18 protein-coding genes are annotated in these 19,130 nt (G+C 46.7%); 4 read left to right on the top strand and 14 right to left on the bottom strand.

The window, feature by feature from the left end; all coding sequences use genetic code 11:
• Positions 1–15: 15 nt before the first annotated feature.
• The 8 genes from E0D71_RS04675 to E0D71_RS04640 form a co-directional block, all read right to left on the bottom strand.
• Positions 16–579 carry a TMEM165/GDT1 family protein gene (locus E0D71_RS04675; protein WP_133002164.1) on the bottom strand — a complete coding sequence of 188 codons (564 nt, stop codon included), beginning with the start codon at positions 577–579 and terminating at the stop codon, positions 16–18.
• Positions 580–855: 276 nt separating this feature from the next.
• Positions 856–2,439, bottom strand: a complete 1,584-nt coding sequence (locus E0D71_RS04670) for a BCCT family transporter (RefSeq protein ID WP_133002163.1) — start codon at positions 2,437–2,439, stop codon at positions 856–858.
• Positions 2,440–2,901: 462 nt separating this feature from the next.
• Positions 2,902–4,080, bottom strand: coding sequence for a radical SAM family heme chaperone HemW (hemW, locus tag E0D71_RS04665; protein WP_133002162.1), 1,179 nt, complete (start codon positions 4,078–4,080; stop codon positions 2,902–2,904).
• Positions 4,077–4,685, bottom strand: coding sequence for an RdgB/HAM1 family non-canonical purine NTP pyrophosphatase (gene rdgB, locus E0D71_RS04660; protein WP_133002161.1), 609 nt, complete (start codon positions 4,683–4,685; stop codon positions 4,077–4,079). The genes hemW and rdgB overlap by 4 nt, the downstream gene beginning before the upstream one ends.
• A 100-nt stretch (positions 4,686–4,785) precedes the next feature.
• Positions 4,786–5,376, bottom strand: a complete 591-nt coding sequence (gene metW, locus E0D71_RS04655; RefSeq protein WP_133002160.1) for a methionine biosynthesis protein MetW — start codon at positions 5,374–5,376, stop codon at positions 4,786–4,788.
• A complete protein-coding gene (locus E0D71_RS04650; protein WP_133002159.1) occupies positions 5,376–6,533 on the bottom strand; it encodes a homoserine O-acetyltransferase in 1,158 nt (385 codons plus the stop codon). The genes metW and E0D71_RS04650 overlap by 1 nt, the downstream gene beginning before the upstream one ends.
• A 192-nt stretch (positions 6,534–6,725) precedes the next feature.
• Positions 6,726–7,334, bottom strand: a complete 609-nt coding sequence (gene rsmD / locus E0D71_RS04645; protein ID WP_133002158.1) for a 16S rRNA (guanine(966)-N(2))-methyltransferase RsmD — start codon at positions 7,332–7,334, stop codon at positions 6,726–6,728.
• On the bottom strand, positions 7,334–8,638 hold the full coding sequence (locus tag E0D71_RS04640; RefSeq protein ID WP_133002157.1) for an insulinase family protein: 1,305 nt from the start codon (positions 8,636–8,638) through the stop codon (positions 7,334–7,336). Before E0D71_RS04640 ends, rsmD begins: the two co-directional genes overlap by 1 nt.
• A gap of 177 nt (positions 8,639–8,815) precedes the next feature.
• On the opposite strand from E0D71_RS04640, the gene ftsY reads away from it, so the two are divergent.
• The 4 genes from ftsY to rpoH all read left to right on the top strand — a co-directional run bounded on the left by ftsY (position 8,816) and on the right by rpoH (position 12,843).
• Positions 8,816–10,093, top strand: a complete 1,278-nt coding sequence (gene ftsY, locus E0D71_RS04635) for a signal recognition particle-docking protein FtsY (protein WP_133002746.1) — start codon at positions 8,816–8,818, stop codon at positions 10,091–10,093.
• A 77-nt stretch (positions 10,094–10,170) separates the two neighbouring features.
• A complete protein-coding gene (ftsE, locus tag E0D71_RS04630; protein WP_133002156.1) occupies positions 10,171–10,842 on the top strand; it encodes a cell division ATP-binding protein FtsE in 672 nt (223 codons plus the stop codon).
• Positions 10,842–11,849 (top strand): permease-like cell division protein FtsX, encoded by a 1,008-nt coding sequence (gene ftsX / locus E0D71_RS04625; protein ID WP_133002155.1) that lies wholly within the window; start codon positions 10,842–10,844, stop codon positions 11,847–11,849. Before ftsE ends, ftsX begins: the two co-directional genes overlap by 1 nt.
• 127 nt (positions 11,850–11,976) lie before the next feature.
• Complete coding sequence (gene rpoH / locus E0D71_RS04620; protein WP_133002154.1) at positions 11,977–12,843, top strand: RNA polymerase sigma factor RpoH; 867 nt, start codon at positions 11,977–11,979, stop codon at positions 12,841–12,843.
• An 80-nt stretch (positions 12,844–12,923) separates the two neighbouring features.
• Here rpoH and E0D71_RS04615 read toward each other — a convergent pair whose 3' ends face one another.
• From E0D71_RS04615 to metK, 6 genes are all read right to left on the bottom strand, one after another.
• Entirely contained in the window at positions 12,924–13,784 is an 861-nt protein-coding gene (locus E0D71_RS04615) for an energy transducer TonB (RefSeq protein WP_133002153.1), read from the bottom strand.
• A gap of 5 nt (positions 13,785–13,789) precedes the next feature.
• The gene (gene gshB, locus E0D71_RS04610) at positions 13,790–14,740 is read right to left on the bottom strand and encodes a glutathione synthase (RefSeq protein ID WP_133002152.1); all 951 of its coding nucleotides are present in this window, start codon (positions 14,738–14,740) and stop codon (positions 13,790–13,792) included.
• Positions 14,741–14,875: 135 nt separating this feature from the next.
• Positions 14,876–15,487 (bottom strand): OmpA family protein, encoded by a 612-nt coding sequence (locus E0D71_RS04605; protein ID WP_133002151.1) that lies wholly within the window; start codon positions 15,485–15,487, stop codon positions 14,876–14,878.
• Positions 15,478–16,998, bottom strand: coding sequence for a TolC family outer membrane protein (locus E0D71_RS04600; protein WP_133002150.1), 1,521 nt, complete (start codon positions 16,996–16,998; stop codon positions 15,478–15,480). Before E0D71_RS04600 ends, E0D71_RS04605 begins: the two co-directional genes overlap by 10 nt.
• A gap of 107 nt (positions 16,999–17,105) precedes the next feature.
• Positions 17,106–17,837, bottom strand: a complete 732-nt coding sequence (locus tag E0D71_RS04595; protein WP_133002149.1) for a 16S rRNA (uracil(1498)-N(3))-methyltransferase — start codon at positions 17,835–17,837, stop codon at positions 17,106–17,108.
• A gap of 96 nt (positions 17,838–17,933) precedes the next feature.
• Positions 17,934–19,097: a methionine adenosyltransferase gene (metK, locus tag E0D71_RS04590; protein ID WP_133002148.1), complete on the bottom strand. Its 1,164-nt coding sequence runs from the start codon at positions 19,095–19,097 to the stop codon at positions 17,934–17,936.
• Positions 19,098–19,130: the final 33 nt, after the last annotated feature.

The raw sequence follows: 19,130 nt of genomic DNA, 5'->3' as shown, positions 1-19,130 counted from the left end.
ACGTATTCCTAGTGATTAAAGCATTGGCGATATAATACTGACTAACCCCATGACTAAAAATAGCACGCAAGCGAGTCGACGGGTAAGTGTTGGGTTGATACGGTCCATGATCCAGTTGCCGGCAAAGACCACGGGGACATTGGCGAGCATCATACCAATGGTTGAACCAAGTAAAACCAGGCCAACCGACCCATAATGTGCCCCTAATAATACGGTAGCAATTTGAGTCTTGTCGCCAATCTCGGCAAGGAAAAATAAGATAAGCGTGGCTGTGAAGGCGCCATATTTGAGCATGCTTCCTTCTTCGCTGTCGTCTTTATCTGGAATCAGCAGCCATAATCCGACGGCGATAAAACTGACACCCACCACCCAGTTAACCCAACTAGCAGGAATCCAATTCGCCGCCTCAACACCAAACCAGGCAGACAGGGCGTGATTGATTAACGTGGCAAACAGCATGCCTAAGATAATCGCCGTTTTTGATGGAAAACGGGCAGCAAGAAAGAGAGCAAGAAGTTGTGTTTTGTCACCCATTTCAGCAAGGGCAACGGTAGAGATAGAGGTTATGAGTGCTTCCATTATTGGGAATTCCTAGGTGGGCAGATAAACAAAAGACAACACACTTGAGCCCACCTGAGCCAAGTCATTGTCTTAAGTCTCATCAATCCCATTCGATAGTGGTTCGAATTTGGACTTCTTTGCCACGAGCATGAGGCTCAATTATGTTGACAAAGAATCTTTGCAAAACGCAAAGAAGATTACTCCCCTAAGAGGCCGCGAATAATAAAGGACTTCTCGACTGAAAACAATACGAGCGGCCAAAGCCGCTCGTATTAACACTGTTTATCGTCTGCTTTATTTATAAAGATGCATGTCGCCACGCAGTCCTTTAAACAAGGCAACACACATTACCAGCATCAGTAAGGTAAACGGTAAGCCGATGGTCACCGCCGCCGCTTGAATCGCTGACAGGGCTTCTGAGCCGCCGCCAACCAACAAGGCAATGGCAATAACACCTTCTAATACCGCCCAGAAAACACGCTGAATCATAGGCGCATCTGTTTTACCACCGGCGGTAATACCGTCGATGACCAGAGAGCCTGAGTCAGATGAAGTCACAAAGAAGACCAACACAAGCACGATACCAATGAAGGAAGCGACAGAGGTTAGCGGCAAGCCTTCTAGCATTTGAAACATCGCCAAAGACACATCGGTTAAGCCACCAGCCAGAGCGCCAGTGCCATGAGTGATTTGATCCAGAGCGGAACCACCAAAGATAGACATCCAGACAATGGAGACAACCGTAGGCACAAGTAATACTGCGGTTAGGAACTCACGAACCGTACGGCCACGAGAAACACGCGCGATAAACATACCTACAAATGGGGACCAGGAAATCCACCAAGCCCAGTAGAAGATAGTCCAACCGTGGTAGAAGGTTTGGTCTTCACGGCCAATCCAGTTACCAAGCGGCACTATGTTTTCGACATACGCTATTAAAGTGGTACCCATGGTGCCGAAGATGACGCCGGTATTACCCATGATCAAAACAAACGCTGCAAACACAGCCGCGATGATCATGTTGACGTTACTCAATAGCTTCACGCCGCCTTCAAGGCCACGAGCTACAGAGAAAATAGCCACTGCGGTAACACCACAAATCACCACAATTTGTGTGGTTAGAGTGTTCGGGATATTAAATAGGAAGTTTAATCCACTGGCGGCCTGTTGAGCACCAAAACCAAGGGAGGTTGCCAAACCAAAGATGGTGGCGATAACCGCTAATGTATCGATAGCATGACCGATAACACCCCAAACTTTTTCCCCGAATAAAGGGTAGAAAGCAGAGCGAATAGTAAGAGGTAAGCCTTTGTTGTAAGCAAAGAAGGCAAGTGACAATGCAACAACCGCATAGATCGCCCAAGGGTGAAGACCCCAATGGAACATGGTTGCGCCCATTGCCATTTTCATTGCTTCTGGTGTGTTGGCGGTGACATTAAGCGGTGTGCCGTACCAGCCAGTGTAATAAGCCACTGGTTCTGCCACACTCCAGAACATCAAGCCAATACCCATGCCCGCGGCAAACAGCATTGAGAACCAAGTAATGGTTGAGTGTTCTGCTTTGGCTTCACTGCCACCCAAACGAATTTTACCCATAGGGGACAGAATCAGAGCGATACAAAATAGGACAAAAATATTGCCTGAAATTATGAAGAACCAATCGAAGTTATTGATTGACCATGTTCGAGCGCCCATTAATACCTCTTTGGCATCGGCAGGGAACATGATGGTAGCAATGATAAATGCAAGGATGATGATTGCACTGGTGCTAAATACCGGGTTTAGGATATCCATTCCAAGGAAACGAATATTGTCTTGCCCCACGGTATACGAGGTATTGTATTCTTGCCGGCCGTTGCTCGGCGCCTTGTTTTTCATAGATCTCTCCTGAATAAGTGAACACTTTTCGAATCTTTCTAAACAAACTACGTGCAGCCAATTGGCCAGTGTTTTACCACTCCAACTTCATCATAGAAAAAGGACTGGAGGTGAACTGTTCTTTTTACGTCATCTATTGTCCTATTCCGCCTCAGCACGCCAAGTTTGCTTGTTATTAATCTCTTTGCTCAGCGTTAAGGCCTGCAAGGAGTAAATAGGTCGCGTGGTGTTAGGTGGTAGTAAAGACACTATCAGGTCTTTTATAACAATTAGATGACACAGATAAATAGTCCGATGGCGCTAATTATGTTGTTTAGACGATGTTGTTTTAGATAAACACGCTATGTCGTGTTTATCTAAAACAAGAATAAAGTGGGACGCTGTTGGTTCCCACCCTATAAATAGGCGGCAAGATTTACATTTATTTGTTTAGATGTCAAACCATTGTCAAAAAAGAGGACATTAAGAAAGAAACAATTCAAGCAACTCATTTAAGAATAATTTGCCCTTCTCTGTGGTTTGCACTTTGCCATTCGACCACTGCTCAGCGTCTAAAAACCCTTTCTTAATCGCGGTATTACACGCTTTTAGCAATGCGTCTGGTAGCGCTTGGTAGGTGTAACGCTGGTAATCTTGTAAATCGAAGGTTTCAAACAAGCGCAGGCGATTCATCATAAATTCCAATGGCAAATCTTCTTGCTCTATGGATTCTTTGATCACTAATGCTTCGGGCAGTGTGTTTAGGTAATGGTTTGGGTGACGAGTTTTACGAGTGCGAAAGATTTGCCCATCAGGCAGAGTCACTTTACCGTGAGCCCCCGCGCCAATGCCAAGATAATCACCAAAGCGCCAATAATTTAGGTTATGCGCGGCTCGACGATTGTGTTTGGCGTTTGCGGACACCTCGTATTGTGCGTAGCCGTGTTTTTCAAGCAGCGCCTGACCTGCGTCTTGAATTCCCCATAGCGTATTGTCTTCAGGCAAGGTTGGCGGACGTCGATAAAATTCCGTGTTGGGCTCTATGGTGAGTTGATACCAGGATAAATGCTCAGGATCGAGCTGAATGGCGAGGGCCAAATCGTCCAGTGCCATATCAAGGCTTTGCTCGGGCAGGCCGTGCATCAAATCGATATTAATATTATCGAAGCCCGCAAGACGAGATTTCTCCACCGCGTGGATGGCTTCTTCGCGGTTGTGGATTCTGCCTAGCGTTGTTAGCAGCGTTGGCTGAAAGCTCTGGATGCCAATAGACAATCGGTTGATGCCTGCTTGACGAAAGTGACGAAATTTCTCTTGTTCAAACGTGCCTGGGTTGGCTTCCATGGTGATTTCTGCGTTATCCACCCAAGTGAGCTTGTCGCGTAGTGCATCCATTAAACGGTAGTAAAAGTCTTCGCTCATCAAGCTCGGCGTACCGCCACCAATGAAGGCGGTTTGAATCGGCCGTCCTGTTACATAAGCCAAATCCGCGTCTAAATCCGCCAACAATTGCGCTAGATAAGCGTCTTCGGGCAACTTGCCCTCTTTTTCGAAACGATCGGCTTGGTGTGAGTTAAAGTCGCAATAGGGGCATTTTTTAACACACCAAGGCAAATGGATGTAAAGGCTAAGCGGCGGCAAGCTGGCGGTGAGGTCTATCATAGAGAAGCACTGCGTTGTTGGAAGGCGGCCACCAGCTGTTTTAGCGCTTGGGCGCGATGACTTATTTGATTTTTCACTTCTTTTGGTAAGCTGGCCGCACTGCAGCCGCATTCGGGTACATAAAATAGCGGGTCATAGCCAAAGCCTTCTTGGCCTTCCGTTGTTGGTAAAATACGGCCTTCCCATACCCCATGGAACACCAAAGGCGTTGGGTCGTCTTTATGGCGCAAATACGCCAGTACACAATGAAAGCGAGCGCTACGTTCATGATCTGCAACGCCCTCTAGTTTCTCGAGCAAGAGCGCATTGTTGGCGTCGTTGTCTCCATGCTCTCCGGCGAAGCGTGCAGAATAAATACCGGGTGCGCCGTTTAAGAAATCGACTTCAATACCAGAGTCATCGGCTAATGCCGGTAGACCGGTATGCGCGCATGCATTGCGAGCTTTTAAAATGGCATTTTCGATGAACGTCAGACCGGTTTCATCCGCTTCTGGTACGCCAAACTCGTTCTGTGGTTTTACATCAAAGCCTAGGTCTCCCAATAAAGCGTTGAATTCTTTGATTTTACCAGCGTTATTGCTGGCTAGTACGATGGTCTGGCTCATCGTTTTTCCTCTGCAGTAAATGCGATATTGTGATGTAAAAAGGCGACTAAATAGCCGCCTTATGGTGCTGTTTGCTTTTTATACTCTGTTGCACAATGGCTTAACGAGTAATGTGAAAAATGGCGGTTTCGCTGAACATGTTAGGCATGGTGCGAATCCACCAATGATCTCGTAGATGACCATCGACTGCTGCCCAGCGCAAAATCTTAATGCCTTTTTCGTTGCACAGGCGCTCAAAATCTTGGAAGGTGAAAAAGTGAATGTTAGGTGTGTCATACCAATTATAAGGTAAGAAATCGGACACGGGCATTCGACCTTTGAGTGCTAAATGCAGACGGCTGCGCCAATGACCAAAGTTTGGGAAGGTAATGATGCATTCTTTGCCAATGCGCAACATTTCATCGATCAATAAATCTGGACGACGAAATTGCTGCAAAGCGTGGGTCATCAAGACCAGATCAAAGCTATGATCTTCAAAGTTTTGTAGGCCTTCGTCGATGTTCTGCTCTAAAACTGGAATGCCTTTTTCAATACAGGTATTGAGATCCTCTGGGCCAATTTCTAAGCCATAGCCAGTGATTTGCTTGTTGTTCATCAAGTGATGAAGAAGTTCACCTGGGCCGCAAGCCAAATCCAATACACGTAAATTAGGCTGAATCCATTCATCGATCATTTCTAAATCAGAACGCATTATTGAGCCTCCTTTAAGATTCGATTACCGATGCGCGTTAAAAAACTGTTTAGCGTTGTCATATAACGAGGTATAGGAAACAAGAAAGCGTCGTGGCCTTCAGCGGCTTCTATTTTTGCGTAAGAGACATGCTTTCCTGCTTTTACCAAGGCATTGACTATTTCTTCGCTTCGCTCTGGGGCAAAACGCCAGTCGGTGGTGAAAGAGACCAATAAAAACTCGCATTGGGCACGGCTCAGAACCGCGGATAAGTCACCATCAGTTTCGGCAGCAGGGTCAAAATAATCCAGAGCCTTTGTCATCAACATATAGGTGTTGGCGTCAAAGCGTTTGGTAAAGGCTTCGCCTTGATAACGCAAGTAGCTTTCTACTTCGAACTCGATGCCATAGTTGTATTGGTAATTATCATGGCGCATCTGACGGCCAAACTTCGAGCCCATGGCGTCATCGGACAAGTAGGTAATGTGCCCTAGCATGCGGGCCAATCCAAGGCCATTGGTTGGCACGGATTGCTTGTTTAAATAGCGTCCGTCATGAAACTCTGGGTCACGTCGGATGGACTGACGCGCCACTTCGTTAAACGCAATGTTCTGGGTCGATAGGTTCGGTGCTGAGGCGATGATCACCGCTGCTTTTAAGCGTGTAGGAAAGCGAATGCTCCATTCGAGCACCTGCATACCGCCAAGACTGCCACCCACGATGGCCGCAAAGGTTTGAATGCCTAATCTGTCCGCCAGGCGAGCTTGGCTTTCGACCCAATCCTGCACGGTAACAATAGGGAAATTTTCACCCCAAATATCACCGGTTTCCGGGTTGATGCTGGTCGGACCAGTGCTGCCTGAACAGCCGCCTAGATTGTTTAAACTGATGACAAAAAAGCGCTCAGTGTCGATGGCTTTGCCTGGCCCAATAGCGCTGTCCCACCAACCAGGTTTCTTGTCCGACATGGCGTGATAACCTGCGGCATGGTGATCACCACTGAGTGCGTGGCAAATCAGAATGGCATTAGAAGCATTGGAATTCAGAGTTCCATAAGTTTCATAAACAAGTTGATAGGCTGGTAAATCTTGGCCACAAGAGAGCGTAAGAGGTGTCTCAAACTGCGCAATATGTGGCGCCACGATACCAACAGAATCGACTGGAATAGCGTCCGGCATAGGCTTTAGGTGTCCTGGTGAAAGTCATCGCGCTTTGCTGAGACAGCAAGCGGACAGTGTGAATCTTGGAGCACAGTCTAGCGGTTGCGGAAGACCTCATCAAGAGAGGTGAGGAGAAATGCTCGCTTGTGCTAAACATGGGGGCAGATCATGGTTGTGCGAATGGATCAAACCCCCGTTGTTAAGGTCGATTTAGTGGTTTGCTTGATTCACTGCAAACAATCGATACACCAGTTGGCCTGCGGTTTTTTCTTTCTGTAAGGTCCAAGAGGCTGGCAAGCTAGGCAGAGAGGCTTCTTTTTCCATTTCGATGTAGACCAATGCCGTGTCTGCGAGCCAACCGTTCTCAAGCAGAGGCACGATTTGCGCTAACCAGTTTTTACGAAACGGCGGGTCTAAAAAGATAAGGTCGAGAGGTTGGGGTGTCGCAGTGGCCAAAAACTCAGCGGCATTTTGTTGTACTACCTGATAATTCTCTGCTTTTAATGTGGTGAGGTTGTCGTTCATTTGTTGCGCGACGACTTTTGAATTGTCGACAAAAATGGCGCTCTTCGCCCCACGTGATAAGGCTTCTAACCCCAGTGCGCCAGAGCCACAGAATAAATCGGCACAGCGTGCGCCTGGTATTTCGTAATTTATCCAATTAAACAGTGTTTCTCGGACTCTATCTGGTGTTGGTCTCAGCCCTTCAATATTAGGGATAGGCAGCTGTCTTGAACGCCATTCACCAGAAATGATACGCAGTTTTGACGCTCTTTCTTTGGATTTTGTGGATGAGTGAACACTGATTTTCTTTTTCATTAGTAGACCTGAATCTCTTGATAAGACGGTGTGATGAGCAGCGATTCAAGGGCCGCTTTATAGTCGTCTTGGTTAAACGTATCGATGGCATCTTGGTAGTGGCTCGCAAATTGAGCCAAGGTGAGTGAGCTGTCTTCTTGGGTCGCACTGGTTGCAAGTAACGCCCACCAGCTTGGGTCTAATGTGCGTTGCGCAAGCTGACTTTTTAACTGATCTAGTAGCGCTTTAAAGCGTGCGTTATCCTGTAATGAGGGGATGCGAGCGAGCTCGATCATGCTACGAGCACTGACTTCGTTTGCCGCTGGTGTTTTCTGTTTTGACGCTAACAATGGTTCTGTATGTTGTGCTCGCCAATAGGCCCATGGATGCTTGGCTGAGAGCGTTAAATTAAGGCGTACATAACCAAATGTGCCTTGATTGCTCAAGCTATCAATCAGGTCTGCGCCCCAGATCTGTAAACTAAGCCACTGTTTTACTGATGAGAGCGGCGTGAGCGCCAGCATGCTCTGAGTTTCTTTCGGTGGTGTGATTTGTGTTGCTTGTGGGGTGGGCGCTGGCTGCTGCCATGAAATTGGCGCACCCTTTGGCGTATGGCTGGCGACGGAGAAATGTTTGCTTAGCGTATTTAGGCTTGCTTTGATGGCGTCTTGTGTTTGTTTGGTCATTTCACCAATGACAAAAATAGCGGAAGCTTGTTGGGTGAGTTGAGCGTAGTGGCTTTTGATTGCGGCGAGTGTAATCGCTGGCGAAGAGGTCGCCGCTGTGTTGGCAAACAATATGTTCTCTAGCGTTTGTTGGGTTGGCAATGTGTTATTGAATCGTCTATTCCAGTGATCAAAAGCCCGTGCTTTAAATGCGGGGGCGGATAACCATTGAGACATCAATGTCAGTGTCGGCATAAGGTAGGCCGGTTCACTGTTGAGTGTCAGCGCAATGGTTTGATTTTCATGGTCGTAATCGCTGCTCACTTTTGCCGCAAGGGGTGCTAGTCTCTGATTGATGGTCGATGTGCTCAGAGGCAGTGAATCTGCCATCAATAATGAAAGCGTGGCGTCCGTGAGAGGGGCACTTTGTGATGTGTTTTTAAAGGTAAAGCGCAATTCTAATTTATTGGTGTTTTTCCATTTTTCCTGAGACAGCCAAATGACCGGTATGCCTGACTGGGTTTTCCAGATTTCTACTTTAGGGGTTGGAAAACGCGGCGCTGGTGCGGTTAAATTTAATACCCAGATAACCAGGGTCGATAGCACCATGACGGCGGCCAAAGCAGGGCGGCTAAAAAGAGGTTTTTTACTGTTAAACATATCGAACCGTAAGAAAGACAGGCGCGATGTGTGGCTTTTCCACAAAACTAGACCTGTTTGCCAATAGGAATGATGATAAAATCACCGCTTTCAGTGCCAACCATAGTGGCTGCTGTATTGAATAATAGCATTTCACTGGTGTAAACAGCACCAGTCTAGACATAAGAGACCGACTTGATGGAATTTGTTAACCAGCTCATTGCTTTATTAACACCGTATCTTGGTGAGTATGCCCGATATGCGCCGATTGTCATTGGTACTGCGTTGGCCATTTTAGCGATTATTATTAAACGCCGCGTAGTAAAAGGATTGGGTGCAGATGTTAAGGCTGCAAAGAATAAGGGTATAGAAGAACAGAAAGCTGAAGAAGCAGCAGAAAACTCGCAGAAGTCTGATACTGCGGAAAATGAAGCGCGCACTGAGCCGGTCGACGATACCGCCACGGAAACAATGACCAAGACTGTTTCTGAGGCAGAACCGGCTGAAACAGACGTTGTGGTTTCCGCCCCAGCAGAGCCCGTTGAAAAGCCCACTCTGTCTTGGTCGCAACGTATCAAATCAGGTTTGTCTCGTACTCGAAATGGTCTAGGAAGCGGATTATCTTCGATTATTTCGGGCGGTAAGAAAGTCGATGAAGACTTATTAGAAGAGTTAGAAACACAACTGTTGATGGCGGATGTTGGTTTTGATGCGACACAGTCACTCATGGATGAGTTGACCGGCAAACTGAAGCGTAAAGAGTTAAAAAACGCAGATGATTTGTTGGCCAGCTTGAAAGCACAGATGCAAAGCATCCTAGTGGGATCGCAGAAAGAGCTTGTGCCAGTCAATCAAGAAGGCCCTTTTGTTATCCTGATGGTTGGTGTGAACGGTGTGGGTAAAACCACGACCATTGGTAAGTTAGCGAAGAAGTATCAAGCAGAAGGCAAAAGTGTGATGCTGGCTGCAGGCGATACCTTCCGTGCGGCGGCCGTTGAGCAGTTACAAGTGTGGGGCGAGCGTAACAATGTCCCTGTGGTGGCTCAGCATACGGGAGCGGATTCTGCGTCGGTTATTTATGATGCCATTGAATCGGCAAAAGCCAAAGGCGTTGATATTGTTATTGCGGATACGGCAGGGCGTCTGCAAAACAAAACCAATTTAATGAACGAACTGTCAAAGGTGGTTCGTGTCATGCAGAAGCTTGATGTTAAAGCGCCTCACGAAGTGATGTTGGTGCTAGACGCAGGAACCGGGCAAAACGCATTAAACCAAGCTAAGTTGTTCACGGAAACCGTGGGTGTGAGTGGTATTACACTGACCAAATTAGACGGTACCGCAAAAGGCGGGATTATTTTCGCCATTGCTAAGCAATTTGGTTTGCCGATTCGTTATATTGGCGTCGGTGAGCAGGCGGACGACTTACGTCCTTTTGTGGCGGAAGAATTTATTGACGCTCTGTTCGATAGTGAGTAAGAGTGGTTGCTTGTGGATAGAGAAAAGACTCAAACGACCCTCAGTGTTTGCTAATGACATAAGGATACCAAGACAGCGTGGAAATTGAATTTCAGCGAGTTGGAAAGAAGTACGACAGCGGTCAAGAAGCCCTATCGCAAGTGAGTTTTCATTTGCAGCAAGGTGAAATGGCGTTTCTAACCGGCCATTCTGGCGCTGGCAAAAGTACCTTAATGAAACTCATGATGATGATTGAGCGACAAACATCAGGGCAAATCCTAGTGGATGGGGTGGATCTGCGCACCTTAAGTCGTCGTGCTATCCCTCAGCACCGACGCCGCGTAGGTGTGGTTTTTCAGAACCATCAGCTGCTGTTTGATCGCAGCGTTTTTCATAATGTGGCCCTGCCTCTGCAAGTGAGTGGGGCGGATCATGAGCAAACGGCGAAACGCGTTCGGGCTGCGTTGGATAAAGTCGGATTATTGAGCAAAGAGAAATACAACCCAATGGCGCTGTCTGGCGGTGAGCAGCAGCGTGTGGGGATTGCTCGCGCTGTGGTCAATAAGCCTCAGTTGCTGTTAGCGGATGAGCCAACAGGAAACCTAGACCCACGTTTGTCTGCGGAAATTATGAACCTGTTTCAAGAATTCAATAATGTGGGCGTGACCGTACTGGTGGCGAGTCACGACTTGGCTTTGGTCGCGCGTATGCGTCACCGTGTGTTGACCTTGAATCAGGGTCGAATGGTAAACGATGGAGGTTTTGGCTAATGTCTCAAAAACCTTCTCGTCGTGGTGCCACACGACAGTCCGTTAAGGCGACGAAACATAATTGGCCAACACGGCCTTCTTTTGATGTTGGGCAATACCTTCGTCAGCACCAAGCTACGTTGGCCGAAAGCTTCATGCGATTGGTGAATTACCCTCTCGCGACCATTATGACGGTGATGGTTATTGCCATCGCCCTCTCATTGCCTGGCGGTTTGTATGTGCTGTTAAAAAACGTGCAATCTGTGACGGACAACTGGGAACAGCAATCTGTTATTACCCTGTATTTATTTCCTCAAGTAGACGATACCAAGGCGCTGGCGTTATCTCATCGACTGTCGGCTCGCGCTGATGTGGCTTCTGTTGAGTATGTTTCGAAGGAAGAAGGGCTACGTTACTTCGAGCGTTCCAGTGGCTATGAGCAGATTTTATCGTCGTTACCGGAGAATCCGTTACCGATCGTGTTGAAGGTAGTGCCAAGGGAAGTTGTTAATTTACAGTCGTTAGCAGAGCTCCAATCTCTACGTGATCAACTTTCGGGTCAAAATGAAGTGGAATATGCGGAGTTGGATGCACAATGGTTACAGCGCCTTGCCAATATACTGAGTTTTGGGCAGCGTTTTGTGTATGCATTATCGATTTTGCTGGTGGTGGCTGTGCTGCTTATCGTGGGAAATACTATTCGTATGGCGGTTGAAAGTCGTCGCGATGAAGTTCTAGTGATGAAGCTTGTTGGGGCAACGGATAGCTACATTCGTCGACCATTTCTCTATATGGGGTTTTGGTTTGGCGTGTTGGGCGGATTCTTTGCCACCCTTTGTATTCTCTTGCTTAGCTGGTGGGTTAGTGCGCCAGCAGAACGCTTGATTGAGCTGTATCACGGTGGCTTTCAGCTACAGACTTTTAATGCAGATGAGATTGTTTTATGTTTAACTATAAGCGCATTAATTGGTGTATTAGGTGCTTGGATTGCAGTTAATCGTCATATTGCGCATATAGAATTACAGTGACACAGATCGTGTTTTTTGTAGGTAACACAAACGACACGCTATATTCACATTTGTGCCACACACAACAGAAATTAACTTGCTACTATCGATTCATAGATAATATGAACTTATAAAGGTGGAAATAGAGATGGGTAAAGCTCTCCAGCCTACAGATATGATGATTCCAGGTCAGAACCTAGAATCTTACGTACAGGCCGTCAGCAGAATTCCAATTTTGTCAGCCGATGAAGAACGGGCGCTGGCGGAACGTCTTTATTATAAAGAAGACCTTGAAGCCGCTCGAACATTGGTAATGTCACACTTGAGATTCGTGGTGCATATCGCGAAAAGTTACTCAGGTTATGGCTTGGCGCAAGGCGATTTGATCCAAGAAGGTAATGTGGGTTTGATGAAAGCGGTAAAACGCTTTAATCCTGAAGTGGGTGTTCGCCTAGTTTCTTTTGCTGTGCATTGGATCAAAGCTGAAATTCATGAATTTATCCTGAAGAACTGGCGTATTGTGAAAGTGGCGACAACAAAAGCCCAGCGCAAAATGTTCTTTAATCTACGTAGTGCTAAAAAGACATTGTCTTGGTTTAGTAACTCAGAAGTAGAGTCTGTTGCCAGCGATTTAGGGGTGACTCCTGCGGTTGTGCGTCAGATGGAAGGTCGTTTGAGTGCCTCAGACATGGCGTTTGACGCTTCTGCAGATGACGATGATGACAGTGCTTTCCAAGCGCCTTCTCAATATTTGGAAGATCATTCTCATAACCCAGCGACCTTATTAGAAAATGGTAACTGGGAAGCCGACTCCAATAGCCGTCTTGAAGAAGCGATGTCTGATCTGGATGAGCGTAGCCGCAATATTTTGGTTCAACGCTGGTTGTCTGACAGCAAGTCAACATTGCATGAGCTAGCCGATGAATACGGCGTTTCAGCGGAACGTATTCGTCAATTAGAAAAAAATGCGATGAAGAAAATTCGTATTGCGATGGGAGACGGTCAGTTTAGCTGATTGACCTATTCGTAATAATCAAAAGCCCTCCTAGTGAGGGCTTTTTGCATTCTGCAGACCGTTTCTTTTGGTGGTGTCGACTATTGGCTGTGTAGTTCATTGCCGGGTAGGAATTGCCAAGTTCGAATGATTTCTAATTGATCGACTTCTTTTTTCAAGGCCTCAGGAAATACCTCAAAAGGGGCAGCAAGCCTGACGATTCTCATGGCGGCATCGTCTAATACTCGAATCCCTGATGAGTGCAGTACGTCAATATTCTCAACGTGCCCATTGGGAAGCAGCATCACGGCTAAGCGTAATTGACCATATAGATGGTTACGTTTCGCTTCGGCAGGGTAATGAATATTGCCAATTCGTTCTATACGGCGACGCCAATCATCAAGGTATTTTGCATCCACAGCGGCTTTAGCCGATACCGATGTAAGGCGGCGGATTCTGGGACGTTTGGCGTAGGCTTGACGCTGTCTGTCTAGTAACGCTTCGAGAGTAGAAATATCGACCGACAGATGGTCTGGAATTTGTGTTTCACCTTTGAAGCGCTCTTCTAAGGTTTTCTGTTGCTGGTCAGGAACTTTTCGTACCTTAAAAACCGCCTCAGAATGAGATGTTGCTAACAGTGGTTGATCGTTTTCAGGTTCGCTAGAGGCAATTTGCGGTTGTACCGGTGGTGTAATGTCTTGAATGTTATCCGATAAAAATCGTGCCGTTTCTGTGGTGGTTAATTTATGCTTGCGCAGTTCAGTACCACTGGCTTGTTGGTTGGCCTGAGCAATAAAATCGGCTTCTTTAGGGGCTTTGGAAGAGTGTTGAACTAGGGTGATTTCTAGCGTTTTTGGCCTTGGACTGGGCAATGAAAAATCGAAGCCAACAAATACTGCCATTAGCACATGAGCACTAATGGCAATAAAGAGGGCAAAAGTAAATCTATCCGCCACTCGCATTGTGTTTAGGACGCTAAGCGGGCTTCTATCGCATCCATCAGCACTTTAGCGATGTTTAGATCAAACTGCGTGTCCAATTCACGTACACAAGTCGGGCTGGTGACGTTAATTTCAGTTAGGTAATCCCCGATCACATCTAGGCCTACGAACATAAGCCCTTTTTCTTTCAAGGATGGGATCACTTGATCGCAGATCCAACGGTCACGGTCAGTAAGAGGTCTGCCTTCACCACGGCCACCAGCGGCTAGATTACCGCGCGTTTCACCGGCAGCAGGGATGCGTGCCAATGCGAAAGGAATCGGCTCGCCATTGACCACTAGGATTCGTTTATCTCCCTGTTTAATTTCAGGAATAAACTTTTGTGCCATGATTTGCTCGGCGCCCATGTTGGTGAGTGTTTCTATGATAACACTGACGTTGGCGTCGTCTGCTTTAAGGCGGAAGATGGAACTGCCGCCCATGCCGTCGAGTGGTTTAAAGATAACGTCACCATGTTCTTGATGAAACGCTTTCAATAAGTCGGCACGGCGTGTGACTAGTACTGGAGGACAGCATTCAGGGAACTGTGTCGCAAACAGTTTCTCGTTGCAGTCACGTAGGCTTTTTGGATCATTGACGACCATGGCGCCATCGCGTTCGGCTTGTTCTAGAATCATGGTGCTATAGACAAATTCACCATCAAACGGTGGATCTTTGCGCATCAGGATAACATTTAAGTCGCCTAAGGCTATTTTGCTTTCTTCGCCTAAATCGTAGAAGTGTTCTGGATTTTTATGGACCTGTAGAGAGCGTGCCATAGCGAAGGCTTTGCCGTTCTCTAGGAACAAGTCTTTTTGCTCCATATAGATGAGTTGCCAGCCTTTTTCAGCGGCGGCCCACAGCATAGCAAGAGAGGTGTCTTTCTTGTAGTTAATGGTCCCGATTGGATCCATTACAATACCAAGTTTAATTGTCATGTGTCGTTTCCTGCGGCGATGAGTAGAGTGAAAAAATGAACGTATCGCTTATCATCAGTTGTTAGGGGTTGATGCTATAGAAATATGGGGGCACTGAGAAGAGAAAAACACCCATTATCTGGCAAACATAAAGGATTATTTTATGTCTTGGTCGACGCTGTATATGGTCCATTTTTGTAGACTACGCTTTTGATTGGAATACACTTCTGCGACCACTCGTCGGTTTTTCATTTTGCCTTCATCTGTGCTGTTGCTAGCAATTGGCTTGCGATTACCATACCCAACGGCGGTTACGCGGCGTGGCGCAATTCTAAACTTATCAATAAGAATCTCGCTAACGGCGTTCGCTCTGTCTTGTGATAGTTGCTGATTTATTTTGGCTTCGCCCGCATTATCTGTATGCCCTTCAATGCGAACTTTGGTCTCTGGGTTGTCTATTAAGAAGTTTGCAAGCTGCTGGATTTTTCCATAGAAGCGAGGGCTGACCACAGATTTATTTGGCTTAAAAAGAATCTGCATATCCATGGAAAAAACAGACGAACTCTTTTCTGGGCAACCTTGTAATGTCACTAAAGCCCCAAGAGGCGTATTCGGACAGACATCACGAGAGTTAATGACTCCGTCATGGTCATCGTCTTTTATCGATTGAGGATTGAAATTTTTCCCATAAAGAGAAAAGTCGTCAGCAGCGTATAACGCTGAACTGACGACACTCAAGATAAAGAGGAGAAGGTGTTTTATTGCCAACCTCCACTTTGTTCATCGGAATCTAAGAACAGTTGCTCTTCGAGGCTCTTTTCGTTTTCTTTTTTGGCCGGAGCGGTAGGCTTAGGTCCTGTGTTTTTTAGTATCGACTCACTTGGCTGCACCGATGACTCGGCGGCCTTTAGCTCTTCGCTAGGGGACTGGTTTTTGAGTGCCGCTGGCTCAGAGTCAAAATGATCTTCGAAGCCAAGTAATGGCGGACGATAAATTCTGAATGCTGTCATTAGGTCGCCTTTTGCATTGAATAGGCGGAATTCAGAGAACAGTTCGTCATAATCGGCATTAACGTAATCTTGGCGGGCTTCAAACAACTCATTTTCACTGTCGAGCAGATCAAGCAGAGTGCGTCGACCTAGACGGAATTGTTTTTCATAGGCAACTTGAGACTCTTTGGTCGCCACAACATATTCTTTTATGTGTTCTTTTTGGCCTGTGGTTGCTTCATAAGCTGCCCACGCTAAGCGCACGGTTAATTCTGTGTCTCGAAGTGTTTGGCGACGAATCTCAGACGCTTGAGCAATCTGTTGCACGGCGACTTCTTTGTTGCGTTTGTAGTTGCCACCATTGTAGAGATTGTAGTTGAGGCGAATCATGGCTTGCAGGTCTTCATCTGGACCTTCAGAGCCGTCGATGTTTTTATTCCAGGTTCGCTCTACCACAAAGTTGATCGTTGGGTATTTGGAGCCTTCAACCGATTTCTTGAAATGCTCTGTGGCTTTTATGTCCCATTTAGAGCCTTCAACTGATGGGTTCTTAGCAAGAGATTGCTCAATGGCATCGTTGAGATCTTTGGGCAGCAATGTTTTATCAGGAACCGGATAAATCATATCCTTTGGCGGCAATTCACCGACTGTGTTCTTGTAGTTACTTTCCGCGTCTCTCAGGTTATTAACGGCCGCTAATCGATTGGAATACGCTTTTGCGAGACGGGCAGTAATTTGGCTTAAATCAGATTGTCTGCCAACGCCTGAGTCGCTTTTTAGTTTGATTTGGCTGTAAATACGATTGTGGGTTTCTAAATTGAGGTCCGCTAACGCAACCAGCTCACGATAGCGTAAGACATTGGCGTACACCTGAGCGACGCTTAGTGCGGTATTTTCAACGCTTACTAAGGCACTCCAACGATCCGACTCAGCTTCGCTGTTCAAACGTTTAACGTCATAAGTGGTGGCAAAACCATCAAACAAAGGTTGAGTTAGCGATAAAGACAGTTCGCGCCTTGTTAGCGTTACGTCTTCCGATATGCCTGAGTCTGCATAGGTTCGTTCTTTACCGGTACCTGCTGCAAGATCAATGCTTGGGTAAAAACCAGAGTGTCTTGATATCTCTGTGTTTTGCACATCTTCTCGGTATTTTGCAATCGCCTGTCTAACCGTTGGGCTATTGTTGATGGCCGTATAGGTCGCTTCTTCTAGAGTGATAGCGTATAGATTGGCAGAAGAAAAAATGATTCCCAGATAAGTCGCATGTGATATAAAAGTTCTCAATAGCATGTCTTGTTTATCCCTTGATTCATCTCTTGCCGATGCTAGATCCATTTCAGCTATTAGTCTGTAGTTGTTATGTTACATTAACAGGAATCTCTTTTTAGATAAAACAGTTAAACGTCACCCCAGAGTAAATTTAATGCGGTCAGAGCAACAATAGGTGCGGTTTCTGTGCGTAGAACGCGAGGGCCAAGCGCAATCGCATTAAAGCCGTGCAGCTTCGCGCTTTCTACTTCTTGCTCTGTTAGTCCTCCTTCAGGGCCGATCAATAAAGCCACCTGATTATTACTCGGTTGTTCATACTGAGAAATGGGTTTTGCGCTGTGATGGTGAAGCGTCAGCTTTAACATATCGTTACAACTAGCTACCCAATCGAGTAAATTCATCGGAGTCTTAATCTTTGGCACTATGCCGCGACCAGATTGTTCCGCCGCACTGATGGCGACTTGTTGCCAATGTTGCAAACGTTTTTCCAGCCGACCATCCTGCAATTTTACTTCGCAGCGGGCACTAAAAAGTGGCTGAATTTCGTACACACCCGATTCCACGGCTTTTTGGATTGCATAATCCATTCGCTCTCCACGAGAGAGGGTTTGGCCTATGGTGACTTTTAGTGGAGATTCGTTGTTGAGTGATTCGAAGGTAGATAGCTGGACACTGGCTGAGCGTTTCTCGACATCACATAGTTCGCCATAAAATTGGCCGCCTTGGCCATTGAATAGGCGCATAGGGTTGCCATTTTTCAAACGAAGTACTTTGCAAACATGCTGGAATGCAGAATCAGGTAACTCGATCTTGGTGTTTTCAGCCAACGCTATATCAACAAAAATTCGTGGGATTCGCATGTTTTATTACGCTCCGTCAGTATAAAAAAGCCAACAAAAAATCGATAAAGAAAAAAGCCCTCTATAGAGAGGGCTTTATACTGGAAATACGGGAGATTATAAACCAGCGGCGTGACGTAACGCCTCTGCTTTGTCCGTTTTTTCCCAAGTGAAGTTATCACCGGTACGACCAAAGTGACCATAAGCCGCGGTCGGCAAGTAGATAGGTCGTTTTAGGTCAAGCATTTTAACCAGACCAGCAGGACGCAATTCGAAGTGCTCGCGAACTAGTTGAGAAATCAGTGCGTCGCTTACCTTGCCAGTGCCAAATGTATTGATACTGATAGAGGTTGGCTCAGCAACACCAATGGCATAAGAAATTTGGATTTCACATCTGTCTGCTAACCCAGCCGCAACGATGTTTTTCGCAACATAACGACCCGCGTAGGCTGCTGAACGGTCAACTTTGGATGGATCTTTACCAGAGAAAGCACCACCACCGTGGCGTGCCATACCGCCGTATGTATCGACAATGATTTTACGTCCAGTTAGACCGCAATCACCGACCGGACCACCAATGATGAACTGACCGGTTGGGTTGATAAAGTACTTGGTGTCTTTCGATAACCATTCAGCCGGTAGTACTGGCTTGATGATCTCTTCCATTACCGCTTCACGAAGATCCGCTTGTTTAACGGACGCGCTGTGTTGGGTTGAAAGAACCACGGCGTCGATAGCGCAAGGCTTGCCATTTTCATCGTAGCGGAAAGTCACTTGGCTCTTCGCATCTGGGCGCAAAAAGTCTAGCGTGCCGTTTTTACGTACTTCTGCTTGGCGTTGAACCAAACGGTGCGCGTAGGTAATCGGAGCCGGCATAAGAACGTCGGTCTCATTGGTGGCAAAACCAAACATTAACCCTTGGTCGCCCGCACCTTGTTCTTTCTCACTGGCTTCGTCTACACCAACGGCGATGTCTGCAGATTGTTTACCAATGGCGTTCATGACAGCACAAGATTCCCAGTCGAATCCCATGTCTGAACTGTTGTAGCCAATCTCACGGATCACTCCGCGCGCGATTTCTTCGATGTCTACCCAGGCGTCAGTACGGACTTCACCAGCCACAAGAACCATGCCTGTTTTGACTAGGGTTTCACACGCAACGCGTGCTTCAGGATCTTTTTCAAGGATGGCATCAAGGATGGCATCGGACACTTGGTCCGCGATTTTATCTGGGTGACCTTCAGAAACAGACTCTGAAGTGAATAAAGAATACTCTGACATGTTTAGGGCCTCTATCAAAAATGATGGATAAGC

It is taken from the genome of Marinomonas sp. KMM3893, assembly GCF_004352855.1.
GTDB lineage: Bacteria > Pseudomonadota > Gammaproteobacteria > Pseudomonadales > Marinomonadaceae > Marinomonas > Marinomonas arenicola.
Note: the sequence above shows the minus strand (reverse complement) of the source record. Positions and strands in the feature narration are given on the sequence as shown.